The following is a 25,008-nucleotide window of genomic DNA, read 5'->3' as shown; positions in this document are numbered from 1 at the left end:
GGTGGGGTTCGCTTCGCTCACCTTCCGTGGCTCTCGCCACGCACCCTACGAGTCGTGGCGCATCCCGTGTTGTAGGGTGGCGGCGCGCCAGCGCCGGAAGGTGAGCGAAGCGAACCCCACCGCAAGCGCGATCAGCGCGCCAGCAGCGTATTCAACCGCGTCAGGTCTTCCGCCGACAGCGTCCCGTTCGCCTGCCGCAACCGCAGGTGCCCCAGCAGCACGTTGTACCGTGCCTGCGAAAGATCCCGCTTGGTCTGGAACAGCTGCGTCTGCGCGTTCAGCACGTCGATGTTGATGCGCACGCCGACCTGGTAGCCCAGGCGGTTCGCGTCCAGCGAGCTCTGGCTGGACGCCTCCGCCGCTTCCAGCGCGCGCACCTGGCCTTGCCCCGACACCACGCCGAAGTACGCGGTGCGGACCGCCTGCGCGATCTGGCGGCGCGTCGCCTCCAGGTCGGTGCGCGCCTTTTCCTCCAGCGCCAGCGTCTCGCGGACGCGGTTCTGCACGGCGAAGCCGGAGAACAGGGGCAGGTTGAAGGCGATGCCGGCCGTGCCCTGCCGCGGACGGTTGTCGATCGTGGAGCTGGCGCTGCCGTTGTTGTTGTGCACCCAGCCGTAGCTGGCCGTCAGGTCCACCGTGGGCTTGTGGCCCGCGCGCGCCTTCTCGGTCTCCAGTTCCGCGATTTCCACGTTCGACTTGGCGGCGAGGATCTGCGGGCTCGCATCTTCGGACGCGGCGACCCAGGCTTCCGGGTCGGCGGGCTGCGGCGGCGGAACGTTGTTCAGCGGTCCCAGCACGTTGGGCTGGGACCCCGGTCTACCCACGAGCGTGTCCAGCGCCAGGCGCTTGATGCGCAGGTCGTTCTCGGCCTGGATCTCCTGCGACAGCACGAGGTCGTAGCGCGCCTGCGCCTCCCGCGTGTCGGTGATCGTCGTCGTGCCCACCTCGAAGTTGCGCTTGGCGGACGCGAGCTGTTCCGCCGTCGCTTCCTTCAGGGCGCGCACGAAGGCCAGCGTGTCCTGCGCCGCCAGCACGTCGAAGTAGGCCTGGCTGACGCGGATGATCAGGTCCTGGCTCGCCGCCGTGAGCTGGTATTCGGCGAGCTGCAGCTGGCGCTGGCCCTGCCGGTAGGTGGCCAGGTTGGCCGGGCGGTACAAGGGCTGCGAGGCGCTGAGCGTGGCGTTCTGCGTGCCGAACATGCGGTCCGTCGGCGGGTTGTCCACGTCGATCTTGCTGCGGCTCACGCCGGCGGAGAGGCCGGCCTGCGGCAGGATGCCCGCCTTGGCCTGCTCGGCCCGGTACAGGTTGGCGTCGTATTGCGCCTTCGCCGATTGCCAGGTGGCGTCGTAGGCACGGGCGGCCTCGTACATGTCCAGCAGGCTCTCCGCCGATGCCGGTCCGGCGCCGGCCAGGGCGATCGCCACCGCGAGGGGCGCAAGCCGCAACTTCTTCATGGTCCGTCCTTTTCGGGTCTTGCTTTTCTGCTCGTCGTCCTCGGCGATTGTCGACGGCGCTTCAATACCTGGGAATCCCCGGATCGCGCTCCCGCGACCACGCATCGATGCCGCCCGCGATGTTCGCCACGTCCGCGTAGCCTTGCTGCGCCAGGAACATGGCCACGCGCAGGCTGCGGGCGCCGTGGTGGCACAGGCAGGCGATGGGCCGGTCCTGCGGCAGTTCCGCCAGGCGCCCCGGGATCTCGTTCATGGGAATGGCCACCAGGTCGAAGTCGCCCGCGGGCACGCTGGCGGTCTGCACCTCCCAGGGCTCGCGCACGTCCAGCAGCACGGGGCGCCCGGGCTGCGCCTGCAGCCAGTCGGGCCAGTCGGCGGGGCGGACCTGGGCGATCATGCCGGCCGCCTCAGAAGTGGAAGCGCGAAGGCGCGGGGAAGTTGGCCAGGCGCGGCGCCGCGGTGTCCCAGGGCTGCGTGGTGGTGTACGAGGCCTCGCCCGTGCGGGTGATGAAGGTGGCGCGCATGACGGGCTCGTCGCCGACGATCGCGGCCAGCCGGCCGCCGACCTTCAGCTGCGCGAGCAGCGCCTGCGGCACTTCGGCGACGGAGCCGGAGAGCACGATGGCATCGAACGGGCCTTCCGCGGCCAGGCCCTTCGCGCCGTCGGCCTCGCGGACTTCGACGTTGCGGATGCCCGCGCGCTGCAGGTTCTCGCGGGCCGTGCGGGCCAGTTCCGGCACGATCTCCAGGCTGATGACGCGCTGCGCGCGGCTGGCGAGCAGGGCCGCCATGTAGCCGGAGCCGGTGCCGACCTCCAGCACCTTCTCGTGGGCGCGGGGGGCGACGTCCTGCAGCATGCGGGCTTCCTGCTTGGGCTCGAGCATGCACCAGCCCTGGCGCATCGCTTCCTCGGTGGGGGTGCCCAGGGGGATCATCATGTCCGTGAAGGCCAGCGCCTGGTGGGCGGCGGGCACGAACTCCTCCCGCTTCACCTGCGACAGCAAGGCCAGCACGTCGAGGTCCAGCACGTCCCAGGGACGGATCTGCTGCTCGATCATGTTGAAGCGGGCGCGTTCGAGGTCGGGGACGGCGGTCATGGGCTTTCTCGTGGCATTCAGGACAAACCCCCCATTCTAGAAGCCGGGACGGGCTCGGCCCCCGCGCCACCGCCGCTGCCTTCGGGGGCCGCGTGGCGCCCACGCCTCAGCCAGCGGGCGAAGTCGTCGAGGTAGCAGTACACGACCGGCACGACCACGAGCGTCAGGAGCGACGAGGTGATCACCCCGCCGATCACGGCCTGCCCCATGGGGGCGCGCTGCTCGGAGCCTTCGGTGAGGGCGAAGGCGAGCGGCACCATGCCGAACACCATGGCCAGCGTCGTCATCAGGATCGGCCGCAGGCGCACGCGGGCGGCATGCAGCAGGGCCTGCGAGCGCTCCATGCCCTGCTCGCGCATGCGGATGGCGAAGTCCACCAGCAGGATCGCGTTCTTGGTCACCAGGCCCATGAGCATCACGATGCCGATCACCGAGAAGATCGAGAGCGTGGAGTGGAAGGCCAGCAGCGCCAGCACCACGCCGATCAGCGTGAGCGGCAGCGAGGTCATGAGCGCCAGCGGCTGCAGGAAGCTCTTGAACTGGCTCGCCAGGATCATGTAGATGAAGATCACGGCCATCGCCAGCGCGGAGACCGCGTAGCCGAAGGACTCCTTCATGTTCTTGGTGGAGCCGCTGAACTGGTAGCGGTAGCCGGGCGGCAGCTGGATGGTGTCGAGGCGCGCGCGGATGTCGTTGGAGACGTCGCCGGCCGAGCGGCCGTGCGCGTTGGCGCTGATCGCCACCTCGCGCGTGAGGTCGCGGCGGTTGATCTGGTTGGGGCCCGTCGATTCGCGCACCGTCGCGACCTGGTTCAGGCGAACGATGCGCGGACTGCCGTCGGCGTTGCTGCCCACGGAGAAAGGCAGGCGTTCCAGGTCCTGCGGCGCGTTGCGCGCATCCGGGGCGAGCCGCACGTTGACGTCGTAGGTCTCGTCGTCGGGCGCGCGCCAGTTGCCCACCGTCTGGCCGGCGACCAGCGTGCGCAAGGCGCCCGCGATCTGCGCCACCGACAGGCCCAGGTCCGAGGCGGCGTCGCGCCGCACCTGCACGGCCACCGTGGGCTTGTCCGGCTTGACGCTGGAGTCCAGGTCCACCAGGCCGGGGATGTCGCGGATGCGTTCGGTCGCCAGGCGCGAGAGGCGCTCCAGCTCCTTGAGGTCGGGACCCTGCAGCGAGAACTCGATCTGCTTGTTGCCGCCCACGGCATCGAGCAGGCCCGCGTGCGTCACCGTGATGCCCGGCACCTGCTTCAGGCGCTCGCGCAGGATGCTGGCCATGGTGTCCACGCTGCGCTGCCGGTCCTTGCGATCGACCAGCCGCACGTAGAGGTTCGCGTAGATCTTGCCCGCGGCGGCGCCCGTGTTGATCGTCGCCACCGTGTAGCGCACTTCCGGGAACTCGCGAACGATGGATTCGACCTGGCGCGCCTTGGCTTCGGTCAGCTCCAGCGAGGAGCCCACCGGCGTGTAGAAGCTGATGGTCGTCTCGGAGAAGTCCGCTTTCGGCACGAACTCGGTGCCGAGCAGCGGCACCATGAACACGCTCGTGAGGAAGATGGCGACGGAGCCCAGCACCGTGGCCAGCTTGTGCGCGAGCGACCAGCGCAGGATGGACTGGTAGGCGTCGGCCAGCCGCTCGGTGGAGCGGTCGAACCAGCCCGTCACGCGGCCGATGGTGCGGTCGTAGGTGGTGAGCTTCGCCTTGGGCTTGCCGTGGCCCTCCGCCTCCGGGTCGTGCCACACGGAGGACAGCATCGGGTCCAGCGTGAAGCTCACGAACATCGAGATCAGCACCGCCGCCACGATGGTCACGCCGAACTCGTGGAAGAACTTGCCGATGATGCCGCCCATGAAGCCGATGGGCAGGAACACGGCCACGATGGAGAAGGTCGTGGCCAGCACGGCCAGGCCGATCTCCTGCGTGCCTTCCAGCGAGGCCTGGTAAGGCGGCTTGCCCATCTGCACGTGGCGCACGATGTTCTCGCGCACCACGATCGCGTCGTCGATCAGCAGGCCCACGCACAGCGACAGGGCCATCAGCGTCACCATGTTGATGGAGAAGCCGAAGGCGTACATGAACAGGAAGGTGCCGATCAGCGCGATGGGCAGCGTCAGGCCGGTGATGACCGTGGACCGCCAGGAGTTCAGGAACAGGAAGACGATCAGCACGGTGAGCGCCGCGCCTTCCAGCAGCGTGCGCCGCACGTTCTCCACGGCGACGCGGATCGGCCGCGAGGAGTCGGTCACCTGCTTCAGCTTCACGCCGCCGGGCAGCTGCGCCTGCATGTCCGCCAGGGTGCTGCGCAAGCCGTCGATCACCTCGATGGTGTTCTCGTCCTGCGCCTTCAGCACCTGCAGCAGCAGGGTGCGCTGGCCGTTGTAGAGGGCGAGGCTCTCGACTTCCTGGCCGCCGTCGGTGACGCGCGCGACCTGGTGCACGCGCACGGGCGTGCCCCCGCCGGCTTGACCGGCGGTTCCTGATCCCTTGCGGGCGACGATGATGTTGCCGAAGTCCTCGGGGCGCTGCATGCGCGCGTCGATCTGCACCACCCGCTCCTGCGCCAGCGAGCGGATCGCGCCGACGGGGAGGTCCTGGTTCTCGCTGCGCACCGCCGCCACCACCTGGTCGGCCGTGATCCCCAGCGCTTCCAGCGCCGCCGGGTCGAGGTAGATGTTGATCTCGCGCTTGCTGCCGCCCACGAGCGTCACGGAGCCGACGCCGCGCACGTTCTCCAGCCGCTTCTTGAGCACCTGGTCGGCCCAGTTGGTCAGCTCCACCGGCGTCATCGCGCGCGCGCCGCCGCGGGTGTCGGGCAGCACGGCCAGCGACCAGATCGGGCGGCTCGCCGGGTCGAAGCGCAGGACGCGGGGCTCCTTCACTTCCGTGCGGAAGAGGGGGCGCACGGACGCCACCTTCTCGCGCACGTCGTCGGCGGCCTTGCGGCCGTCCACGTGCAGCTGGAACTCGATGATGACCAGTGACTGGCCTTCGTAGCTGCGCGAGGTGAGGGCGTTGATGCCGGCGATGGAGTTCACCGCCTCCTCCACCCGCTTGCTGACCTCGCTCTCCACGATCTCGGGCGATGCGCCCGGGTACTCGGTCTGCACCACCACCACCGGGAACTCGATGTTGGGGAACTGGTCGATGTTGAGGCGCTTGTACGAGAACAGGCCCAGCACGACGATGGCGAGCATCACCATCGTGGCGAACACGGGGTTCCTGAGGCTGACGCGGGTGAACCACATGGCGGTTACGGGCTGGGACTCTTGCTCCCTCTCCCGCTTGCGGGAGAGGGCTGGGGTGAGGGTCCCCCGGTGAACTTCACCAGCGTCCCCTCCCGCAACGCCCCCACATGCCCCAGGATCACCACCGCCCCCGGCGCGATCCCCTGCACGGCCACCCACTTCTCCTTGTCCGCGTCGCCGCGCTCGCCGGCCTGCACGGCGCGGTGCACCACCTTGCCGTCCTCCACGAGCTGCACGTAGGGCGAAGGCTTGTCCGTGCGCACCGCCGACAGCGGCACGGCGAGCGCCGAAGACTGTCCCAGGCGCACGGTGCCTTGCGCGAACAGGCCCTGGCGCAGGCCCGTCGTGTCCGCGATCGAGAGATAAGCGAGCACGCTGCGGCTGCCCGCCTGCGCGCTGGGGTTGATGCGCGCCACGCGCGCCGCCACGGGGCGCGCGCTGCCTTCCACCTGCAGGGTGGCGTCCTGGCCGACGCGCAGCTCCACGGAATCGGCAGCGCTCAGCGTCGCTTCCATCTCCAGGCTGGAGAGGTCCACGATCTCGAGGATGCGGCCGTCGATCGCCACGCGCTCGCCCGGTTGCGCGAGGCGCTGCGCGACGACGCCGGTGATGGGAGCGCGCAGCACGGTGTCTTCCACGCCCTTGCGCGCGAGGTCCACGGCGGCCAGCGCGGCCTGGTGCGTGGCGCGTGCGGCGGCGAGGTTGTTCTGCGAGGTGTCCAGCGCCGACTTCGAGATGAAGCCCTGGTCCACCAGCGCCTTGTTGTTGTTGAACTGGCGCTCGGCGATGTCGATCTGCGCCTTGGCCGCGTCGGCCTGCTGCTGCGCCTGGTTCAGGCGCGCCTGGCCTTCGGTGCGCTCGATGCGGGCGACCACCTGGCCGGCCTTGACCGGGTCGCCTTCGCGCAGCACGAGTTCCAGCAGTTCGCCGGGCACGCGTGCCTTCACGAAGGCGGAGTTCACCGCCTTGATGGAGCCGGAGACCGGCAGGCCGCGGCGCAGTTCGCGCGTCTCGGCGCGGACCACGTCCGTCGCCGCGAGTTCCACCAGGGGCTGCGCCTTCTGGGTCGCGAGCTGGGCCTGCGCGGCCTGCTGCGCCTGCCGCGCGCCCATGGCGCGCCAGCCGCCGACGGCGACCACCACCACCACGACGGCCGCGGCCGCGATGCCTTGCCAGCGCTTCATGCCTGCGCTCCCGGACGTGCGCAGAGGCCCTGCAGCAGCATGTCCATCTGCGTGTCCACGTAGCGTTGCGGGTCGAGCGGGTAGTCCTGGGGCGCGCAGGCGCCGAGCGAATGCTTCATCATGATCAGGAAGATCATCGGGGCGACGACGCCGAACACCGCGTATTCGACGTCGACGGGACGGAACTCGCCGCGCGCGATGCCCCGCTGCAGGATGCGCCGCACCAGGTCGGTCCCGGGGCGGATCACTTCCTGCTGGTAGAACGCAGCCAGTTCCGGGAAGTTGCGCGCCTCGCTGATCATCAGCTTCGTGATGCCGGAGGCGCGCGTGGCGCCGATGCGCTCCCACCACACCCGCATGAAGTGGCGTGCCATGTCCGCCGTGGAGCCTTCGAACTTCATGAACTCCTCCTGCCACTCCGCGAAGCGGCCGGACATGTTCTCGCGCACGACGGCCTTGAACAACTCCTCCTTGGTCGGGAAGTAGAGGAAGAGGGTGCCCTTGGAGACGCCGGCGCGCGCGGCGACCTCCTCGGAGCGCGTGGCGGCGAAGCCCTTCTCGACGAAAAGGTCGAGGGCCGCATCGAGCAGCTCGCCGGGGCGCGCTTCCTTGCGGCGTTCGCGCCTGGACTGGCTGTCGTCGGCGAGGCGGGTGGAGGACATGGGCGGGGGTGCCGGCACCCCGGGGCGGAGTGGGCGGCAGTTAATGACTGACTGGTTAGTAATGTAGCTGTGCGGGGTTTGCCGCGTCAAGGCAGCCCATCCTTGCGGCGGCGGGTACAGTCGCCCGCAGGAGAACCGACATGAGCGACCTGCAGCAAATCGTGCTGGGCGGCGGCTGCTTCTGGTGCACCGAGGCGGTGTTCAAGGAAGTGCGCGGCGTCACCGACGTGGAGTCCGGCTACAGCAACGGCGATGCCCCCAACCCGACGTACGAGGAAGTGTGCACCGGCCGCACCGGCCATTCGGAGGTCGTCAAGCTGACGTACGACCCCCGGCAGGTGAGCCTGGACCAGCTGCTGCAGGTCTTTTTCGTCGTGCACGACCCGACGCAGATGAACCGCCAGGGCAACGACGTGGGCACGCAGTACCGCAGCGGGATCTACTACACGACCGAGGAACAGAAGCAGGTGGCGGACGACCTGATCCGGCAGATGAGCCAGGAGAAACTGTTCGGGCGGCCCATCGTCACGGAGGTGCAGCCGCTGCGGAACTACCACCCGGCGGAGACGTACCACCAGGACTTCTTCGAGAAGAACCCGACGCAGGGCTATTGCCTGGCGGTGGCGGCGCCGAAGGTGGCGAAGTTCAGGAAGACGTTCGTGGAGTTGACGAGGAAGTAGGCGCGGCGCGGGGTCGCTGGGGTGCGCTTCGCGCAACCCAGCCTACGAACCCGACGAACCCGACGAACCCGACGAACGCGACGAACGCGACGAACGCGACGAACGCGACGAACGCGACGAACGCGACGAACGCGACGAACGCGACGGACGCGACGAACGCGACGAACGCGACGGACGCGACGAACGCGACGGACGCGACGAACGCGACGGACGCGACGAACCCGACGAACGCGCACGGGCCTTGCCCTGTAGGCTGGGTTGCGCGAAGCGCACCCCAGCACCCCCTCAAGGCGCCAGCCGCTCCCGCACCCACGTCCCCTCATCGAGCCGGTACCGCAGCCGGTCATGCAACCGGCTCTTCCTCCCCTGCCAGAACTGCCACGTGTCCGGCACCAGCCGGTACCCGCCCCAGTGCGGCGGACGCGGCGGGTTCAGCAGGTACTGCGCCCCGTACTTCGCCGCGTTGGCCACCAGCACGCTGCGCCCCGGGATCACCTGGCTTTGCGGGCTGGCCCAGGCGCCGATGCGCGAGTCGAGCGGACGGCTCGCGAAATACGCGTCGCTTTCCTCCGCGCTGGTCTTCTCCACGCGGCCCTCGATGCGCACCACCCGCTCCAGCTCCACCCAGTGGAACTGCAGGGCGGCCCAGGGGTTGCCGGCCAGTTCCAGGCCCTTGCGGCTCTCGTAGTTGGTGTACCAGACGATGCCGCGCGCGTCGTAGCCCTTCACCAGCACGACGCGCGTGCTGGGACGCAAGTCGCTGCCCACGGTGGCCAGCGTCATGGCATTGGGCTCGGGGATCTGCGCGGCGATGGCCTCGGTGATCCACTGGTCGAACTGCTTCAGGGGATCGGCGTGGGAGGCGTCCTCGCCCAGTTCGGCGCGCTCGTAACTCTTGCGCAGGGCGGCGATGCCGTCGGCGGTGCTGCTGCTCATGGCGCGATTCTCGCCCACAATGCCGCATGGCCTCTCCCGTCGTGCTCGTGCTCGCCTCCGGACGCGGGGAGCGCTTCGTCGCCTCCGGCGGGCGCGGGTCCAAGCTGCAGGCGCTGCTCGCGGGGCGGCCCGTGATCGAGCACACGCTCGCTGCGGTGCGCGCGAGCGGGTTGCCTTGCCACGTGGAGGATGCGGGGCATCCGGGGATGGGAGATTCGATCGCGGCCGGTGTGCGCGCCACGGCGGATGCGGGCGGGTGGCTGGTGCTGCCGGGGGACTTGCCGCTGGTGGCGCCGGGGTCCTTGCGTGCGGTGGCAGAGGCGCTGGGTCGTGCGAGCGTGGTCTTGCCGTTCTACCGCGGGATGCGCGGGCATCCGGTCGGTTTCGCGGCGGAGCATCGGGACGCGTTGCAGGCGCTCACGGGAGCCGAGGGCGCGGCATCCATCGTGCGGGCGTCGCAGGCGATGAAGCTGGAGCTGGAGGACGAGGGGATCGTGACGGATATCGACACCGTCGCGGACCTGGAGCGGGCGGAGGCGCTGCTGCGCATGCGCTGACGGTGGGGTTTGCTTCGCTCACCTTCGCGGCGTTCCGCCGCCCACCCTACACAGACACATCAACCCCGCTGGATCAAGCGCAGCAGCTTCTCCAGGTTCCTGTCCCGGATGTCGTGCCGTTGCAATTCCTCGTGCGTCCGATGCGCGTAATCGAGCGTCGTCCCGTAGATCCCCGACGCGAACGCGAAGATCGCCCGGTATTCCTCCTCGCTGAGCTCCCCCGTATGGCTCGGGCTCTTGCGCGACAGCGTGAATGCGAGCGCGCGCACGCGCCCCTGCGGCGTTTCCGCGGCGAGCCAGCGCGGGTCGTACACCGCGGTGGCCATCTCGCGCTTCCACAGGCGCGCCAGCACCTCGCCGCCTTCCTCGCGCGGGATGCGGAACACCACGCCGCGGCAGCAGCCGCCCGACAGCAGGCCGAAGACGAGGCCGGGCCGCTCGGGCGTGCCGCGGTTGATGCGGCTCCACATCTTGAGGGCGCGATGCCAGCCGTGCACGCGCGCGGCCCGGCGCTCGGCATAGTCGAAGTCCGGCCGCCAGATGAGCGAGCCGTAGCCGAAGAGCCAGAGGTCTTCGTCCCCGCCCCATTCGGACAGCGCTTTTTCCAGCATGGCCGCGGGGTCCCGCAGCGGCTTCAAGGGTTCGCTCACGAAGCGGAACTCTAGCGGAGCGCGCGCACGCCCGGAAGTTGGTAACCGGTTCGTACCGCGCACGGGCCACAAGTGCTGCGCGGCGGGGTAGCATTCCTGCAACCCATGAAAGTCCATCCCGTCCTGGAGGCGGTGACGCAGCGCATCCGCGAACGCAGCGGCCCCACGCGCTCCGCTTATCTCAGCCGCATCGAAGCCGCCGCCGCCCGCGACCGCGGCGCCGACCGCATGGGCTGCGCCAACGTCGCCCACGCTTTCGCCGGCATCCCCGCCAACGACAAGTTCCGCGTCGTCGCCGAGCGCGCGCCCAACATCGCGATCGTCAACGCCTACAACGACATGCTGTCGGCGCACGCGCCCTACGGCAGCTATCCGCAGGTGATCAAGGACGAGGCGCGCAAGCAGGGCGCGAGCGCGCAGGTCGCCTCCGGCGTGCCGGCCATGTGCGACGGCGTGACGCAGGGCACCGCCGGCATGGAGCTGAGCCTGTTCTCGCGCGACACGATCGCGATGGCCACGGCCGTGGGCCTGAGCCACGACGTCTTCGACGCCGCGCTGATGCTGGGCATCTGCGACAAGATCGTGCCCGGCCTGCTGATCGGCGCGCTGCACTTCGGCCACCTGCCGACCGTGTTCGTGCCGGGCGGCCCGATGCCCAGCGGCCTCTCCAATACCGAGAAAGCGAAGGTCCGCGAAAAGGCGGCGCAGGGTCTCGTGGGCCGCGCGGAACTGCTGGAAGCCGAGGAGAAGGCGTACCACACGCAAGGCACGTGCACCTTCTACGGCACCGCCAACAGCAACCAGATGCTGATGGAGGCCATGGGCCTGCACGTGCCGGGGGCCGCCTTCATCCAGCCGCAGGACAGCCTGCGCGAGGAGCTCACGCGCGAAGCGGTGCGCACCGCGCTCGGCATCCTGCAAAGCCGCCGCTACGCGCCCATCGGCCGCATCGTCGACGAGCGCTGCATCGTGAACGCGATGGCGGCGCTGCTGGCCACGGGCGGCTCCACCAACCACCTGATCCACTGGGTCGCCGTCGCGCGCTCGGCCGGCATCGTGATCGACTGGGACGACTTCGATCGCCTGTCCTCCGTCGTGCCGCTGCTGGCCCGCGTGTACCCGAACGGCACCGCCGACGTGAATGCCTTCCAGCATGCCGGCGGGCCGGGTTACGTGATCCGCGAACTCCTCGACGCCGGCCTGATGCACGAAGACGTGCTCACGGTGCGCGAAGGCGGCCTGCGCGAATACACGCGCATCCCCGCACGCTCGGAAGTGGACGCCGGCCTCGCGTGGAACGACATCGGCGCGAGCGGCGACGACACCATCCTGCGCCCCGCGCACGCGCCCTTCAGCCCCACCGGCGGACTCAAGCTGCTCAAGGGCAACCTGGGACGCAGCGTGATCAAGGTGTCCGCCGTGCCCGAAGACCGGCACGTGATCGAGGCGCCCGCGCGCATCTTCGACAGCCAGGAAGCGCTGCTCGCCGCCTTCAAGGCCGGCGAGCTCGAACGCGACCTCATCTGCGTCGTGCGCTGGCAGGGCCCGCAGGCGAACGGCATGCCGGAGCTGCACAAGCTGACGCCTCCGCTCGCCGTGCTGCAAGGCAAGGGCTTCCGCGTGGCGCTGGTGACCGACGGCCGCATGAGCGGCGCCTCCGGCAAGGTGCCGGCCGCGATCCACGTCACGCCGGAAGCGGCGGCCGGCGGGCCGCTGGCGCTGCTGCGCGACGGCGACCTCGTGCGGCTGGACGCTCCTGCCGGCACCCTGGAGGCGCTGGTGGATGCGAGCGAATGGTCGCGGCGGCAGCCCGCCGCGATGACCGACGCGCAGCGCGAGCAGAATGCGCACGGCGTCGGCCGCGAACTCTTCGCCGGCATGCGGCGCAATGCGAAGGCGGCAGAGGAGGGCGCCTGCACATGGCTGTGAACATGGCGAACCGGCGGCCCACGCCGATGGAAGTGATGCAGGACGCGGCGGTGATCCCCGTCATCGTGCTGCAGGAGACGGCGCATGCCGTGCCGCTCGCGCGAGCCCTGGTGGCCGGCGGCATCCGCATGCTGGAAGTGACGCTGCGCACGCCGGTGGCGCTCGCCTGCATCGAGGCGATCGCGAAGGAAGTGCCGGACGCGGTGGTCGGCGCAGGAACGGTGCGAAGCGCCGCCGACGCGCAGGCCGCGGCCCTCGCGGGCGCGCGTTTCGCGGTCAGTCCGGGCTACACGCATGCCGTGGGCAAGGCCTGCCACGACCTCGGCATCGCGCTGCTGCCCGGCGTGGCGACGGGCAGCGAGATCATGATGGCGCAGGAGGACGGCTACACCGCCCTCAAGTTCTTCCCGGCGGTGCCTGCGGGCGGCGCGGGCATGCTCAAGGCCTGGCACGGTCCCTTCAACGACGTGAAGTTCTGCCCCACCGGCGGCATCACCGCGGGCAACGCGCGCGAATTCCTGGCGCTGCCCAACGTGGCCTGCGTGGGCGGTTCCTGGCTGACGCCGGCCGACGCGCTGGCGGCGCAGGACTGGGGGCGGATCACGCGCCTGGCCACGGAAGCGGCCGCGCTGCCGAGGTCCTGAGGCGCATGCCGCGCCAGGCTGCCTTCCTGCGGGGCGTCAGCCCCATGAACTGCAGGATGGCCGAGCTGAAGGCGGCGTACGAGGCCGCGGGCTTCACCGAGGTCCGGACGGTCCTGGCCAGCGGCAACGTGGTCTTCGGCGGCAGCGGCACGCGCCGCGCGCTGGAGAAGAAGGCGCAGGCGGCGACCGAGCAGCACCTGGAAAAGGGCTTCCGCACCTTCGTGCGCCGCGTGGACGACCTGCGCGGCATCGTGGAGGACGATCCGTTCCGGCACTTCCGGCTGCCCGCGGGCGCGAAGAGGATCGTCACCTTCCTCGCCGACGGCGCCGGGGCCGGCGCGAAACTGCCCGTGGAGATGCAGCAGGCGAGCATCCTCGCCGTCGCCGACGGCATCGCGTTCGGCGCTTACGTCCCGCTGGAGAACGACCCCGCCTTCATGCGCCTGATCGAGAAGACTTTCGGCAAGGACGTGACCACGCGCACGTGGGACACGCTCAAGAAGGTCTGCGCCGCGGCGTGACGGCCGCCGGGTCAGGCGGACGCGTTCGCGCGCTGGATCAGCTCGATCTTGTACCCGTCCGGGTCCGCCACGAAGGCGATCACCGTGGTGCCGCCTTTGACCGGGCCCGGCTCGCGCGTGATGCTGCCGCCGGCGGCGCGGATGCGGTCGCAGGACGCGTACACGTCCGGCACGCCGATGGCGATGTGGCCGTAGGCGGAGCCCATCTCGTAGCGCTCGACGCCGTGGTTGTAGGTGAGCTCCAGTTCCGCGTGCTCCGGGTTCGTGCCGTAGCCCACGAAGGCCAGCGAGTACTTCTGTTCCGGCCGCTCCGTGGTGCGCAGCAGGTTCATGCCCAGCACCTTCGTGTAGAAGTCAATGGACCTTTGGAGATCGCCGACGCGCAGCATGGTGTGGAGAATTCGCATGTGTCCATGATAGCCACCGGCCCCAGCTCGACCATGCGAAGCGTGCAAGCGTCGGCTTGCGCCTACGGCGCGGCATGCGCAGCCCGGCGATAGTTCTGCCCTTCATGATCCGCACCCTCCTGGCGGCCGCGGGCCTGGCCTTGCTGGCGACCGCCGTCGTCGCGCAGCCCGCCGACGCCCCCGTTCCTCCCGGCCTGGCGCCTGCGCCCGGCCCGGAAGCCAAGGCCCCGCCGGCGTTCGACCTCGTGGTGCGCGCGCCGGACCCGCTCAAGGAGATCCTGGAGAACAACCTGGAGTTGCGCCGCTACCGGGAGGTGAGCGACCTCGACGACGCCGAGATCGCGCGGCTGGTGGTGCTCGGCGAGAAGGACGCGCGCGAGCTGCTCGCCACGCAAGGCTATTTCGACCCGCAGGTGCGCATCGCGCGCGAGCCCGGGGCGCGCACGACGCTGGTCGTCACCGTCGAACCGGGGCGCCGCACCACCGTGTCGGAAGCGCGCGTGGAGTTCGAGGGCGACATCGCCACCAGCGCCGACCCGGAGGCCGCCGCCCAGCGCGAAGGCATCCGCAGCGGCTGGAGCCTGCCGGCGGGCCAGCCCTTCACCCAGACCGGGTGGGACCGGGCCAAGTCGGTCGCCACGCGCGCGCTGCTCGCGCGCCGCTATCCGGCCGGGCGCATCAGCTACAGCCTGGCCGATGTCGATGCGGCCACGGCCTCCGCCCGCCTCGGCCTGCGCCTCGACTCCGGTCCCGTCTACCGCCTCGGCGCCCTGCAGGTCACCGGCACGCAGCGCTACGACCCGCTGCTGGTCTCGCGCCTGGCGCGCCTGCCCGAAGGCACCGTGTACGACCAGGAGCAGATCGTGCAGGCCCAGTTGCGCCTCACGGGCAGCGGCTATTTCGATTCGGCGTTCATCTATGTGGATCCGGAGTCGGACCCGAACGCGGCGCCGGTGCAGGTGACCGTGCGCGAGGCGCCGCTGCAGAAGCTGGTTCTGGGCGTGGGCTTCACCACCGACGGCGGCCCGCGCCTGACGGCGGAACACACGCACAATCGCGTGCCCGGCATCGGCTGGCGCGCCGTCACCAAGCTGCAGGCGGAGAAGAAGAACCCGTACGCGCAGACGGAGTGGACCGACATCCCCGACGAGGACGGCTGGCGCTGGTCCGTGCTGGCGCGCGGCGAGAAGCTGGACGACGACCGGCTCGTGACGCACTCGCAGCGCCTGCGCGCCGGCCGCTTCAAGAACGGCGACCGCATCGACCGCAACTGGTACGTGCAGTACGAGCGGGCGCGCGTGCAGAACCCGCGCAACGTGCCGCTGACCAGCGCGGACACCGGCGACGGCTCCGCGTTCACCGTCAACTACATCTGGACCGGCCGCTACTTCGACAACGTGCAGTCGCCCACCTCGGGCTACGGCATCGGCTTCGAGCTGGGCGGGGGCCTCACGCTGGAAGGCAACAACCAGCCGTTCCAGCGGTCGCTGGTGCGCTGGCTCGGGTACCGCCCCCTGTCTTCCGGCCGGCTGGAGCTGCGGGCCGAAGCGGGCGCCGTGTTCGCGAAGCCGCAGGCCGAGGTGCCGTTCACGCAGCTGTTCCGCACCGGCGGCGACACCTCCGTGCGCGGCTACAAGTACCTGGATATCGGCGTGGAGCTGCCGGACGGCCTCATCGGCCCGGGCCGCTACATGACGGTGGGCAGCGTCGAGTGGCAGCGGCCGATCCGCGTGCGCGGCCAGCCTTCGGCCTTCGAGCACACGCTGTTCGTGGATGCGGGCGCCGTGGCCGACAAGCCGTCCGAGCTGCGCGCCCGCGTCGGCGTGGGCACGGGCGTGCGCTGGCGCAGTCCCGTGGGCCCGATCGAGGCTGCGATCGCGTACGGGCTGGAGGCGAAGCGCTTCCGGCTGCATTTCAGCGCAGGATTCGTCTTCTGATGAAAGCCGCGGCTGCTTCCCTGGCGCGCTGGACCGTGCGGGTCCTCGTGGGCTTCGGCCTGCTGCTCGCGCTCGCCGCCGCCGTGTTGTGGTGGTGGGCGGGGCAGGAAGGCTCGCTGGAGTGGACCTTGCGCCGCATCGGCGGCAGCGTGCCGCTGCAAAGCGAGGGCGTGACGGGGTCGCTGCGCGGCGGCTGGCACGTGGACCGCATCGTGTGGGAGCGCGACGGGCTGCGCCTGGAAGCCGAGGACATCCGGCTCGAATGGCAGCCGCTCGCGATGCTGAACCGCACCTTGCAGCTGCAGCTCGTGCACGTCGCGCGTGCGCGCGTCGTGGACACGCGGCCGAAAGACGACGAGCCGCTGAAGGAGCCGGAGAACCTGCGCCTGCCGTGGCGGGTGGAGGTCGAGTCGCTGAAGGTGGGCAGCCTGAAGTACGAAGGGCGGACGCAAGTCGAGGCGTCGCAGCTCGAGGCGGCCTATGCCTTCGACGGGTTGCGGCACCGCGCCTCGGTGCAGTCGCTGCAGGTGGCGGGCGGCAGCTACAGCGGCGACCTGGCGTTGCTCGCGATCGCGCCGCTCACCATCGACGCGAAGCTGCGAGGGCGCTTCACGCCGCCCATGCCCGAGGGCGGTCGTGCCGTGCCGCTGGAGCTCGAAGCGAAGGCGGAGGGCCCGGCGGCCGCCGTGGCGGTCCGCGCGCAACTGAAGGCGGCGCGCAGCGGCAGCACGGGCGAGGCGCCGTCGGCGACCGTGCAGGCACGGCTCACGCCTTTCGCGAAGATGCCCGTGCCGCGCGCCGATGCGGAGCTGCGTGCGATCGACGCGGCGCTGTTCTGGCCGTCGGCGCCGCGCACTTCGCTGTCCGGCACGCTGCAGGTGCGGCCGCAGCCGGGCAACGTGTTCCGGCTGCAGGCGGACGTGCGCAACGGCCTCGCGGGGCCGTGGGACAGCGGGCGTCTGCCGCTGGCGTCGCTGCGAGGTGCCGCGGAGTGGCGCGAGGGCACGGCGCTGCTGGAGTCCCTGTCGGCGCAGGCCGGCGGCGGCACGGTGGAAGGCAACGGCCGCTGGCAGGGCGAGGGATGGCGCTTCGAAGGGCGCGTGGACGGCGTCGACCCGGCGCAGCTGCACACGGCGCTGGCGTCGCTGCCGCTCTCGGGGCCGCTGAAGCTCGATGGCGAAGGCCGCGCCGTCGGCTTCGACGTCGCGCTCGCGGCCGGCCGCCCGGGCCGCAAGGCGCCCGCCGTGCTCGACACGCTGGACCTGCGCGACGTGACCGCCACGGGGCGCTGGTCGGGCGACACCTTGCGCCTGTCCGTGCTGCGCGTGCGCACGAGCGATGCGCAGCTGGAGGGCGAGGGCGAGGTCGCGATCGCGGCGCGTGCCGGCAGCGGCCGCCTGGAATTGCGCGCGCCGGGGCTGCAGCTGCAGGCGCGCGGCAGCCTCGCCGAGACGCGCGGGCAGGGCAACGCGGAACTGCAGGCCGGCGACCTCGCCCGCCTGCAACGCTGGATCGCCCGCTGGCCGGGCGCGGGCGCCGCGGTGCGCGACCTGGCCTTGCGCGGCCAGGCCGATGCGCAAGTCGCCTGGCAGGGCGGCTGGCGCGACCCGACCGTGCAGGCGCGCGCGACCGCGCGTTCGGTGGGCTGGCAGTCGCCGCCACCGGCCGACAGCGGGGCGCCACCGGCCTGGACCGTGCGCGACGCGGTGCTGCAGGTGCAAGGCCGGCTGCGCGATGCGGCGCTCGACCTGCGCGGACAGGCGGAACAAGGGCAGCGGCAGGTTTCGCTCGCGACGCGGGGGCGGCTCGGCATGCAACCGGGCACTGCGACGTCCTGGCGCGGCAACGTGGCGACGCTCGACGTGCAAATGCTCGATCCTTCCATCACGCCGGGGCCCTGGCGGCTCGAACTGCAGCGGCCGGTGGACTGGCGCGCGGCGGGCGGCACCATCGAAGTCGGTGCCGGGGAAGCCTTGCTGCGCGCGCCCGCGATGCGCAGCGGCGCCGGGGCGACCGACGCGGTGCTCGCCTGGTCGCCCGTGCGGCGTCAAGGCGGGCAGCTCACGACGGCGGGACGGCTGTCGGGCCTGCCGCTCGCGTGGCTGGAGCTGGTCGGCGGCGCACAGCTGGGAGGCGCCGCGCTCTCCGGCGACCTCGTCTTCGACGCGCAGTGGAATGCGCAGCTCGGATCGACCGTGCGCGTGGACGCATCGCTGGCGCGCGTGCGCGGCGACGTGAACGTGCTTGCCGAAACGGCCGACGGCGGCACGGCCCGCGTGACGGCGGGCGTCCGCGAGGCGCGCGTGACCGCGAGCACCGTGGGCGACCAACTGGAGTTCCGCCTGCTGTGGGACAGCGAGCGGGCGGGACACGCGGAGGGCGTGGTGCGCAGCCGGCTGGTGCGGTCCGGCGATGGCTGGGCCTGGCCGGAGCAGGCGCCCTTGTCGGGGCGGCTGCAGGCGAACCTGCCGCGCATCGGCGTGTGGTCGCTGCTGGCGCCGCCCGGGTGGCGGCTGCGCGGCTCGCTCGTCGCGGACGTGCAGTTCGCGGGCACGCGCGCGCAGCCGGACCTCTCGGGCACCTTGCGTGCGGACGAACTCGCGCTGCGCTCCGTGGTCGATGGCATCGAACTGCGCAACGGGCGGGTGCGCGCCGAGCTCGCCGGGCGCAAGGTGGTGGTGACCGAGTTCGTGCTGCACGGCAGCCAGCAAGGCGGCGGCGACGGCGGCAGCCTGGTGGCGACGGGCGAAGGCAGCTGGACGGCCGAAGGGCCGCGCTTCAGCGTGGACGCGCAGCTCTCCCAGTTGCGCGCCAGCGTGCGCAGCGACCGGCAGCTCACGGTGTCGGGGACGGCGGCCGCACGCATGGACCGCAGCGGCACGCGCGTGACCGGCAACCTGCGCGTGGACCGCGCGCGCATCCAGGTGCCGGACGAAAGTCCTCCGCGCCTCGGCGAAGACGTGGTCGTGCGCAACGCGGGCGGCGTGGCGGCGACGGAGGAGGAACGACGCAAGCGGCCCCCTGCGGCGGAGGGCGGCTCCCGCCTCGACCTGCGGCTGGCGTTCGACCTCGGGCCGGACTTCCGCGTGAGCGGCCGCGGCCTCGACACGCGCCTCGCCGGCACGGTGGAGGTGCAGGGCAGCGCCAGCGGCACGCCGCAGATCGTCGGCGTGATCCAGACGGTGGGCGGCACCTACGAAGCGTACGGGCAGCGCATGAAGATCGATCGCGGCGAGCTGCGCTTCACCGGCCCGCCGGACAACCCGGCGCTGGACATCCTCGCGATCCGGCCGAACATGGTGCAGAAGGTCGGCGTGCAGGTGACGGGCCGCGCGCAGTCGCCGCACGTGGAGCTGTATTCGGACGCGGGGCTGTCGGACGCGGAGACGCTGTCGTACGTGGTGCTGGGGCGGTCGTCGGCGGGCAGCGGTGCCGAGACCGCGCTGCTGCAGCGCGCCGCCACCGCGCTGCTGGCGGGCCGCGGCGGCAAGGGCAAGGGCATCGCGGGCAGCCTGGGGCTCGACGACCTGAGCGTCACGCCGGACAGCACGAGCGGCGCCGTCGTGCGCGTGGGCAAGCGCTTCGCGGAGAACTTCTATGCGGCGTACGAGCGCAGCCTGCAGGGGGCGATGGGCACGCTGTACCTGTTCTACGACGTGTCGCGCAAGCTGACGGTGCGGGCGGAGGCGGGGGAGAGGACGGGGCTGGACCTGATCTGGACGTTCAGTTTCCAGTGAACGACGATCGGTGGGGTTCGCATGCGCTCACCTGCGGACGCTGGCGCGTCCCCACCCTACAAAGCCTGCCTCCATGTAGGGTGGCGCCGCGCCAGCGGCGGAAGGTGAGCGCACGCGAACCCCACCGATGACCACTCACTTCATCTCGAACACCAGGCACGTCGTCGTCGCGTGCGCATACAGGGTCCCGTCCGGCCCCACCAGCTTCGCTTCCGCCGTCGCGAGCTGCCGCCCGCAATGCAGCACGCGGCCCTCGGCGCGCACGCGCTGCACTTTCGTGCCGATGGCCTTCACCAGGTTCACGCCCAGTTCGGCCGTCGTGTAGCCGCGGCCCGGCGGCATCATGGTGTGCACCGCGCAGCCGAGCGCGGAATCGAGCAGCGTCGCATACCAGCCGCCGTGGATGCCGCCCATGGGATTCAGGTGCGCCGGCCCGGGCTGGCCCTGGAACACGGCACGCCCTTCACCGACTTCCAGCAGCTGGAAGTCCAGCGTGCGCGCGATCGGCGGGTACGGCAGCTCGCCGCGCAACATGGCCTGCAGCAACTCCAGGCCGCTGCGGCCCACCACCTGCTGCGGCGTCGCCACCCCGCAGCCCGCGCCGGCATCCAGCCGCTGCTGCACCTCGCGCTCCTGCGCCAGCCACTCTTCCAGTCGGTCCATCGTCACCTCGGTCGAAAAACTTGCATATGCAATAGTTGCAGCTACAATAGTCCGCATGGACACCGCTGTCAAGCCGCAGGGCTGCACCAACCTCAAGCTGCGCCAGCTGATGCGCCGCGTGGCGCAGCTCTACGACGCCGAGGTCGGCAAGACGGGCTTGCGCGGCACGCAGTACTCGCTGCTGTCGTACGTGGTGAAGCTCGGTCCCATCCGGCCCGTGGACCTGGCGCGCGCCATGAAGGTGGATGCCTCGACGCTCACGCGCAACCTGCGCCCGCTGCTCGATGCGGGCCTGCTTGCGATGGAGCCCGGCCCCGATGCGCGCAGCCGCCTCGTGACGGCGACGGCCGCCGGGCGCGAGAAGCGCACCGAGGCGCAGCGCCGCTGGCGTGTGGCGCAGGAGTCACTGAACGCGCGACTCGGCGCGGACCGTGTGCTAGCGTTGCACGCGCTGCTCGACGAGTGTCAGGACCTGCTGGCCGACCTTCCCGAAGGAGAGATCCATGAGTGATGCCACGCGCCGCACCGCGTTCTGGCTGGTGCTGCTGGCGGCGGCCGGCACCTTCGCGCTGACGATGGGCAGCCGGCAGAGCATGGGCCTCTTCCTGCCGGCGCTGAACACGTCGACAGGGCTCGGCCTCGGCAGCATCAGCCTGGCGTTCGCGTTCGGCCAGTTGTGGTGGGGCCTCACGCAACCCTTTGCGGGCGCCATGGCGGATCGCTACGGCGCCGGCCGCGTGCTCGTCGTGGGCCTTGCCCTGATGGCGCTCGGCACGGTGCTCACGCCTTTCATGACCACCACCCTGGGCCTGATCTTCGCGATCGGCGTGCTGGCGGCGGGCGGCTCCGGGATGGCGGGCCCGGCAGTGCTGATGTCCGCCAGCATGCGGATGATCGAACCCGCCCGCCGCGGCATCGCCACCGGCATCGTGAATGCAGGCGGCTCCTTCGGCCAGTTCGCCACCGCGCCGATCGCCGCGGCACTGATCGTGGGCATGGGCTGGGCCTCGGCGATGCAGGTGCTGGGCGTCATGGTGCTCCTGTGCCTGCCGGCGGCGTGGGTGCTGCGTGGCACCGGTGCGCGAGCGGAAGGCGCCGCGGCGCAGAAGCCGGTCGGCGCCGGGCACGCGGTGCGCGAGGCGCTGCGCAACCCGAGCTACGTGCTGCTCGCCGCGGGCTTCTTCGTCTGCGGCTTCCACGTCGCCTTCCTCGCCGTGCACCTGCCGGGCGTGATCGAAGCCTGCGGCCTGCCGACGCAATGGGGCGGCTGGGCGCTTGCGATCATCGGCCTGTTCAACATCGCGGGCAGCCTCGCGGTGGGCTGGGCGATGGGCCGCTGGCGTTCCAAGTCGCTGCTCGCCTTCATCTATGCCGTGCGGGGGCTCGCGGTGCTGGCCTTCCTGTTCGCGCCGAAGACGGGAACCGTCGTGCTGCTCTTCGCGGCGGTCATGGGCCTCAGCTACCTGTCGACCGTTCCGCCCACCGCCGGGCTGGTCGCGAAGTTCTTCGGGCCTGCCAACATGGCGACGCTGTTCGGCGTGGTCATGCTCACGCACCAGGTGGGAGCCTTCTTCGGCTCCTGGCTGGGTGGCAAGGTGTACGAGTGGACCGGTGCCTACGACTGGTTCTGGTACATGGACGTCGTGCTGGCCGCCGGCGCGGCGCTGGTGCACCTGCCCATCCGCGAGGCGCCGCTGCCCGCGCGCAGCCCGGCCGCCGCAGCCGCCGCCTGAGCGCTCGCAGCAGCGCGCCCGCACCGCCCCCGCCGCCCGGCCGAGGCGTTTGCCATTGACTCAGCGTTGGCGCCGGCCTACAAAACGAAGAGCCAGAGACCGATGCGCTGTCGGTGGGTTTCCCCGAACCCGAGCCGCGCGAAAGTACTACCATCCGACTCACATGATAGGTGCACAGTATTATCATGTCCGGAAAGCAGAACGATCGCATGGAAGACAAACCTGCACGCCTCACCGTCCTCATTGACGCGGAGAAGAAGAAAGCCTTCGAGCAACTCTGCGCATCGCAGGACATCACAGCCTCGCAGGTAGTGCGGCAACTGATCCGCGACTACCTCGCGAAGCATGGCGTGAGCTACACCGGCACCGCCAGCGCGCAGCCGGAATGAACGCGCACCGTCGCCCGCGGAAAGGAATTACAATCCGATTAACATCGGACACCGCGCGCGCATGGAGCTCAAGACTGCAAGGCTGACGATCCTGATCGACCCGGCGAAGAAGTTGGCCTTCGAGGAGTTGTGCCGCACGCAGGACATGACGCCCTCGCAGGTGGTCCGCCGGCTCATCCGCGAGTTCATGGAACAGCAGGAGCCGGAGCCTGCGACGCGCCGCGCGCCGCGCAAGGCGGCAGTGCCCGCCCGAAAGCGCTAGACCGGCACCGTGTAGTTCAGGGTCATGCGCCCGCCGTCGACGACGACGATCTCCCCCGTCACGTAGCTCGCCGCATCGCTGGCGAGGTAAGCCACGACGTCCGCCACTTCCCACGGTTCGCCGAGGCGCTTCATCGGCGTGCGCGTCATGATGCGCGCCTTCGCTTCCTCGCTCGTGAGCACGGCCTTTGCCGCAAGCTCCGTCGCGATGGTGCCGGGCGCCACGGCGTTGACGCGCACGCCCTTGTCCGCGAGCGACAGGGCCATCACGCGCGTGAGCTGGTTGATCCCGCCCTTGCTCATGTTGTAGGTGGCGATGCTCGGGATGGTCAGCACCGCGTTCACCGAGCTCATGTTCACGATCGCGCCGCGGCCCGCCTTCGCCATCTCGCGCGCCACGGCCTGGCCGACGAGGAAGGAGCCTTTGAGGTTCACGCGCAGCACCGCGTCGTAGTCGGCTTCGGTGATCTCGAGGAAGTCCGCGGCCTTGAAGATCCCCGCGTTGTTCACCAGCACGTCGATGCGGCCGTGGCTGAGCATCGTCTTGGCGACCAGCGTGTCCACCTGCGCCTTGTCGCCCACGTCGCAGTGGACGAAGAGCCCCTGCAGTTCCTGCGCGAGCGCCTGGCCGCGCGCGTCCTCGATGTCGGCGATCACCACTTTCGCGCCCTCGCGCGCGAAGCGGCGGGCGCAGGCCTCGCCTATGCCTTGCGACGCGCCGGTGACGATGCACACGCGGTCGCGCAGGCCGAACTGGACGCTGGTGGACGGGGTCGGGGGGGCGCTGGTCATGTGCGGATCGTACCCGTCCAGGCGTCCGCGAACGCTTGCGCGGACGCGGCGATCGCATCGCCATCGCGGCCGGGCTGGTAGAGCGCCGAGCCGATGCCGAAGCCGTTCGCGCCCGCGGCGCGGTACGGTGCCATCGTGGCCGGCGCGATGCCGCCGACCGGGAACAGCAGCACGTCTTGTGGCAGCACCGCGCGCACGGCTTTCACGGCTGCCGGGGGGATCACTTCCGCGGGAAACAGCTTGAGCCCGGTGGCACCGGCGTCCAGCGCCGCGAAGGCCTCCGTGGGCGTCATCACACCGGGCAGCGCCACCATGCCGAGCGCCGCGGCGGCGCGCACGACGCGTGCATCGAAGTGCGGCGACACGATGAGCCGGCCCCCCGCGGTGTGCACCGCGCGGACTTCGTCTTCGGTGCGCACGGTGCCCGCGCCGACGATCGCGTCGGGGAAGCGCCGGGCCAGCGTGGCGATGCTCGCGAGCGGCTCGGGCGAATTGAGCGGCACTTCCAGCAGCCGCCAGCCGGCACCGTGCAGCACGTTGCCGACGGTTTCGGCCTCGTCGGGACGGATCCCGCGGAGGATGGCCACCAGCGGCAGTGCGCCGACTGCGCCTTGCCAGGCGGCCGCGAGCGATGTGTTCATGCGGACTCCAGGGAACGGGCGAGGGCCCACAGCCCGCGCCAGGTGGCCTCGGCGCCGAGGGCGCGGCTGCCGCGGCCCAGCGCTGCGAGCGCGATCGCATAGCGGCGTGTGAGCTGCGGGCTGCCCACCAGGACCACGTCACCGGCATCGCGCGCCTGCAACCGCAGTTCCTCGCCGATCACGAGGCCGGAGAGGTAGCTGGGCGCCACAGGCGTGTCGAGCCGGTCGAACAGCGACAGCGTGCGTGCGCTGAACGCCGCGTGCAGCAGGCTGCCGCTGCGCTGCGCGTGCTGCACGCCGCGCACGAAAGCGGCCTCGTCCAGCGCGCCATCGTCCTGCGGCAAGGTGCGCGCGAGGATCGAGTGCTGTCGCAGCAGCGCATAGAACTCGCCCGACATGCAGGTGGCGAACGACTGCACGCGTCCCGCGTCGACGCGCACCCACTTGCTGTGCGTGCCGGGCAGCACGAAGGTGCCGTGCTGCGCGCCCAGGAGCGCCATCGCGCCGAACACCTGCACCTCCTCGCCGCGCATGACGTCGGGGACGCCGTCCGCTTCGCAGGAGAGCCCCGGCACGAGGGCGATGCGCCGGGGTTCCACCCAGAGCAGCGCCTGTGCGAGTTCGCCGAAGCCGGCGGGGCACGGGCAGTATGGCGCCTCGACCCACCCTTGGCGGCTGCCCGCCATACCGCTGACGAGGCAGAGCGCGGCGGGATCCTCCAGCCAGTCGCCGCAGGCCTCGTGCAGCACGCCAGGGAAGCCGCCAGCCGGGACGGTGAGGATGCCGCGCTGGGAGGCGCGTTGTTCGAGCACCGTGCCGTCCGCGGCGATGCGGGCGGCGCGGAGGGAGGAGGTGCCCCAGTCGACGGCGATGAGCATTGCGTTCGCCT

General features: G+C 71.0%; 24 protein-coding genes. 11 read left to right on the top strand and 13 right to left on the bottom strand.

From position 1 onward, the window contains the following. Positions 1-131: 131 nt before the first annotated feature. The 6 genes from H8N03_RS15460 to H8N03_RS15435 all read right to left on the bottom strand — a co-directional run bounded on the left by H8N03_RS15460 (position 132) and on the right by H8N03_RS15435 (position 7,642). The gene (locus tag H8N03_RS15460; RefSeq protein WP_187077097.1) at positions 132-1,454 is read right to left on the bottom strand and encodes a TolC family outer membrane protein; all 1,323 of its coding nucleotides are present in this window, start codon (positions 1,452-1,454) and stop codon (positions 132-134) included. 61 nt (positions 1,455-1,515) lie between these two features. After that, entirely contained in the window at positions 1,516-1,851 is a 336-nt protein-coding gene (locus H8N03_RS15455) for a rhodanese-like domain-containing protein (RefSeq protein ID WP_187077096.1), read from the bottom strand. A 10-nt stretch (positions 1,852-1,861) separates the two neighbouring features. Further along, on the bottom strand, positions 1,862-2,551 hold the full coding sequence (locus H8N03_RS15450; protein ID WP_187077095.1) for a protein-L-isoaspartate O-methyltransferase family protein: 690 nt from the start codon (positions 2,549-2,551) through the stop codon (positions 1,862-1,864). A gap of 17 nt (positions 2,552-2,568) precedes the next feature. Continuing rightward, entirely contained in the window at positions 2,569-5,796 is a 3,228-nt protein-coding gene (locus H8N03_RS15445; protein WP_187077094.1) for an efflux RND transporter permease subunit, read from the bottom strand. Positions 5,797-5,801: 5 nt separating this feature from the next. After that, the gene (locus H8N03_RS15440; RefSeq protein ID WP_187077093.1) at positions 5,802-6,980 is read right to left on the bottom strand and encodes an efflux RND transporter periplasmic adaptor subunit; all 1,179 of its coding nucleotides are present in this window, start codon (positions 6,978-6,980) and stop codon (positions 5,802-5,804) included. After that, on the bottom strand, positions 6,977-7,642 hold the full coding sequence (locus tag H8N03_RS15435) for a TetR/AcrR family transcriptional regulator (protein WP_187077092.1): 666 nt from the start codon (positions 7,640-7,642) through the stop codon (positions 6,977-6,979). The genes H8N03_RS15440 and H8N03_RS15435 overlap by 4 nt, the downstream gene beginning before the upstream one ends. Before the next feature lie 140 nt (positions 7,643-7,782). On the opposite strand from H8N03_RS15435, the gene msrA reads away from it, so the two are divergent. Further along, on the top strand, positions 7,783-8,322 hold the full coding sequence (gene msrA, locus H8N03_RS15430) for a peptide-methionine (S)-S-oxide reductase MsrA (RefSeq protein WP_187077091.1): 540 nt from the start codon (positions 7,783-7,785) through the stop codon (positions 8,320-8,322). Positions 8,323-8,607: 285 nt separating this feature from the next. Here the strand turns inward: msrA and pdxH are convergent, their stop codons facing one another. Then, positions 8,608-9,258 (bottom strand): pyridoxamine 5'-phosphate oxidase, encoded by a 651-nt coding sequence (gene pdxH / locus H8N03_RS15425; protein WP_187077090.1) that lies wholly within the window; start codon positions 9,256-9,258, stop codon positions 8,608-8,610. 26 nt (positions 9,259-9,284) lie between these two features. On the opposite strand from pdxH, the gene H8N03_RS15420 reads away from it, so the two are divergent. Then, on the top strand, positions 9,285-9,815 hold the full coding sequence (locus H8N03_RS15420; protein ID WP_187077089.1) for a nucleotidyltransferase family protein: 531 nt from the start codon (positions 9,285-9,287) through the stop codon (positions 9,813-9,815). A 59-nt stretch (positions 9,816-9,874) separates the two neighbouring features. On the opposite strand, the gene H8N03_RS15415 is transcribed toward H8N03_RS15420, so the two are convergent. Next, on the bottom strand, positions 9,875-10,426 hold the full coding sequence (locus H8N03_RS15415) for a gamma-glutamylcyclotransferase (protein WP_187077220.1): 552 nt from the start codon (positions 10,424-10,426) through the stop codon (positions 9,875-9,877). Positions 10,427-10,570: 144 nt separating this feature from the next. Between H8N03_RS15415 and edd the strand changes: the two genes are divergently transcribed. Genes edd through H8N03_RS15400 form a run of 3 tightly spaced genes read left to right on the top strand, consistent with a single transcriptional unit; the run spans position 10,571 to position 13,559 of the window. Then, positions 10,571-12,394 carry a phosphogluconate dehydratase gene (edd, locus tag H8N03_RS15410; RefSeq protein WP_187077088.1) on the top strand — a complete coding sequence of 608 codons (1,824 nt, stop codon included), beginning with the start codon at positions 10,571-10,573 and terminating at the stop codon, positions 12,392-12,394. Next, positions 12,385-13,038 (top strand): bifunctional 4-hydroxy-2-oxoglutarate aldolase/2-dehydro-3-deoxy-phosphogluconate aldolase, encoded by a 654-nt coding sequence (gene eda / locus H8N03_RS15405; protein WP_187077087.1) that lies wholly within the window; start codon positions 12,385-12,387, stop codon positions 13,036-13,038. The genes edd and eda overlap by 10 nt, the downstream gene beginning before the upstream one ends. 5 nt (positions 13,039-13,043) lie before the next feature. Then, complete coding sequence (locus H8N03_RS15400; RefSeq protein ID WP_187077086.1) at positions 13,044-13,559, top strand: DUF1697 domain-containing protein; 516 nt, start codon at positions 13,044-13,046, stop codon at positions 13,557-13,559. 11 nt (positions 13,560-13,570) lie between these two features. Here the strand turns inward: H8N03_RS15400 and gloA are convergent, their stop codons facing one another. Then, a complete protein-coding gene (gene gloA / locus H8N03_RS15395; RefSeq protein ID WP_187077085.1) occupies positions 13,571-13,966 on the bottom strand; it encodes a lactoylglutathione lyase in 396 nt (131 codons plus the stop codon). 104 nt (positions 13,967-14,070) lie between these two features. On the opposite strand from gloA, the gene H8N03_RS15390 reads away from it, so the two are divergent. Beyond that, on the top strand, positions 14,071-15,903 hold the full coding sequence (locus tag H8N03_RS15390; protein WP_255428232.1) for an autotransporter assembly complex protein TamA: 1,833 nt from the start codon (positions 14,071-14,073) through the stop codon (positions 15,901-15,903). Continuing rightward, positions 15,903-19,640, top strand: a complete 3,738-nt coding sequence (locus tag H8N03_RS15385; protein WP_187077083.1) for a translocation/assembly module TamB domain-containing protein — start codon at positions 15,903-15,905, stop codon at positions 19,638-19,640. Before H8N03_RS15390 ends, H8N03_RS15385 begins: the two co-directional genes overlap by 1 nt. A gap of 135 nt (positions 19,641-19,775) precedes the next feature. Here H8N03_RS15385 and H8N03_RS15380 read toward each other — a convergent pair whose 3' ends face one another. After that, complete coding sequence (locus tag H8N03_RS15380) at positions 19,776-20,303, bottom strand: PaaI family thioesterase (RefSeq protein WP_255428231.1); 528 nt, start codon at positions 20,301-20,303, stop codon at positions 19,776-19,778. A gap of 55 nt (positions 20,304-20,358) precedes the next feature. On the opposite strand from H8N03_RS15380, the gene H8N03_RS15375 reads away from it, so the two are divergent. The 4 genes from H8N03_RS15375 to H8N03_RS15360 all read left to right on the top strand — a co-directional run bounded on the left by H8N03_RS15375 (position 20,359) and on the right by H8N03_RS15360 (position 22,687). Next, positions 20,359-20,814, top strand: coding sequence for a MarR family winged helix-turn-helix transcriptional regulator (locus tag H8N03_RS15375; RefSeq protein ID WP_187077081.1), 456 nt, complete (start codon positions 20,359-20,361; stop codon positions 20,812-20,814). Beyond that, on the top strand, positions 20,807-22,036 hold the full coding sequence (locus tag H8N03_RS15370; protein ID WP_187077080.1) for an MFS transporter: 1,230 nt from the start codon (positions 20,807-20,809) through the stop codon (positions 22,034-22,036). Before H8N03_RS15375 ends, H8N03_RS15370 begins: the two co-directional genes overlap by 8 nt. A 209-nt stretch (positions 22,037-22,245) precedes the next feature. Further along, positions 22,246-22,425, top strand: coding sequence for a ribbon-helix-helix protein, CopG family (locus H8N03_RS15365; protein ID WP_187077219.1), 180 nt, complete (start codon positions 22,246-22,248; stop codon positions 22,423-22,425). Between the two features lie 61 nt (positions 22,426-22,486). Further along, positions 22,487-22,687 carry a CopG family transcriptional regulator gene (locus H8N03_RS15360; RefSeq protein ID WP_187077079.1) on the top strand — a complete coding sequence of 67 codons (201 nt, stop codon included), beginning with the start codon at positions 22,487-22,489 and terminating at the stop codon, positions 22,685-22,687. Here the strand turns inward: H8N03_RS15360 and H8N03_RS15355 are convergent. From H8N03_RS15355 to H8N03_RS15345, 3 genes are read right to left on the bottom strand one after another with little or no spacing between them, the layout of a single operon-like run. Then, positions 22,684-23,478, bottom strand: coding sequence for an SDR family NAD(P)-dependent oxidoreductase (locus H8N03_RS15355; protein WP_187077078.1), 795 nt, complete (start codon positions 23,476-23,478; stop codon positions 22,684-22,686). The genes H8N03_RS15360 and H8N03_RS15355 overlap by 4 nt on opposite strands. Further along, complete coding sequence (locus tag H8N03_RS15350) at positions 23,475-24,119, bottom strand: 2-dehydro-3-deoxy-6-phosphogalactonate aldolase (protein WP_187077077.1); 645 nt, start codon at positions 24,117-24,119, stop codon at positions 23,475-23,477. The genes H8N03_RS15355 and H8N03_RS15350 overlap by 4 nt, the downstream gene beginning before the upstream one ends. Continuing rightward, on the bottom strand, positions 24,116-24,997 hold the full coding sequence (locus H8N03_RS15345) for a 2-dehydro-3-deoxygalactonokinase (protein ID WP_187077076.1): 882 nt from the start codon (positions 24,995-24,997) through the stop codon (positions 24,116-24,118). The genes H8N03_RS15350 and H8N03_RS15345 overlap by 4 nt, the downstream gene beginning before the upstream one ends. Between the last annotated feature and the right edge of the window lie 11 nt (positions 24,998-25,008).

The sequence above is a fragment of the Ramlibacter cellulosilyticus genome (genome assembly GCF_014297465.1).
In the GTDB taxonomy this organism is placed as follows: Bacteria; Pseudomonadota; Gammaproteobacteria; order Burkholderiales; family Burkholderiaceae_C; genus Ramlibacter; species Ramlibacter cellulosilyticus.
The sequence above is the reverse complement of the archived record's forward strand: the minus strand, read 5'-3'. Positions and strand labels throughout refer to the sequence as shown.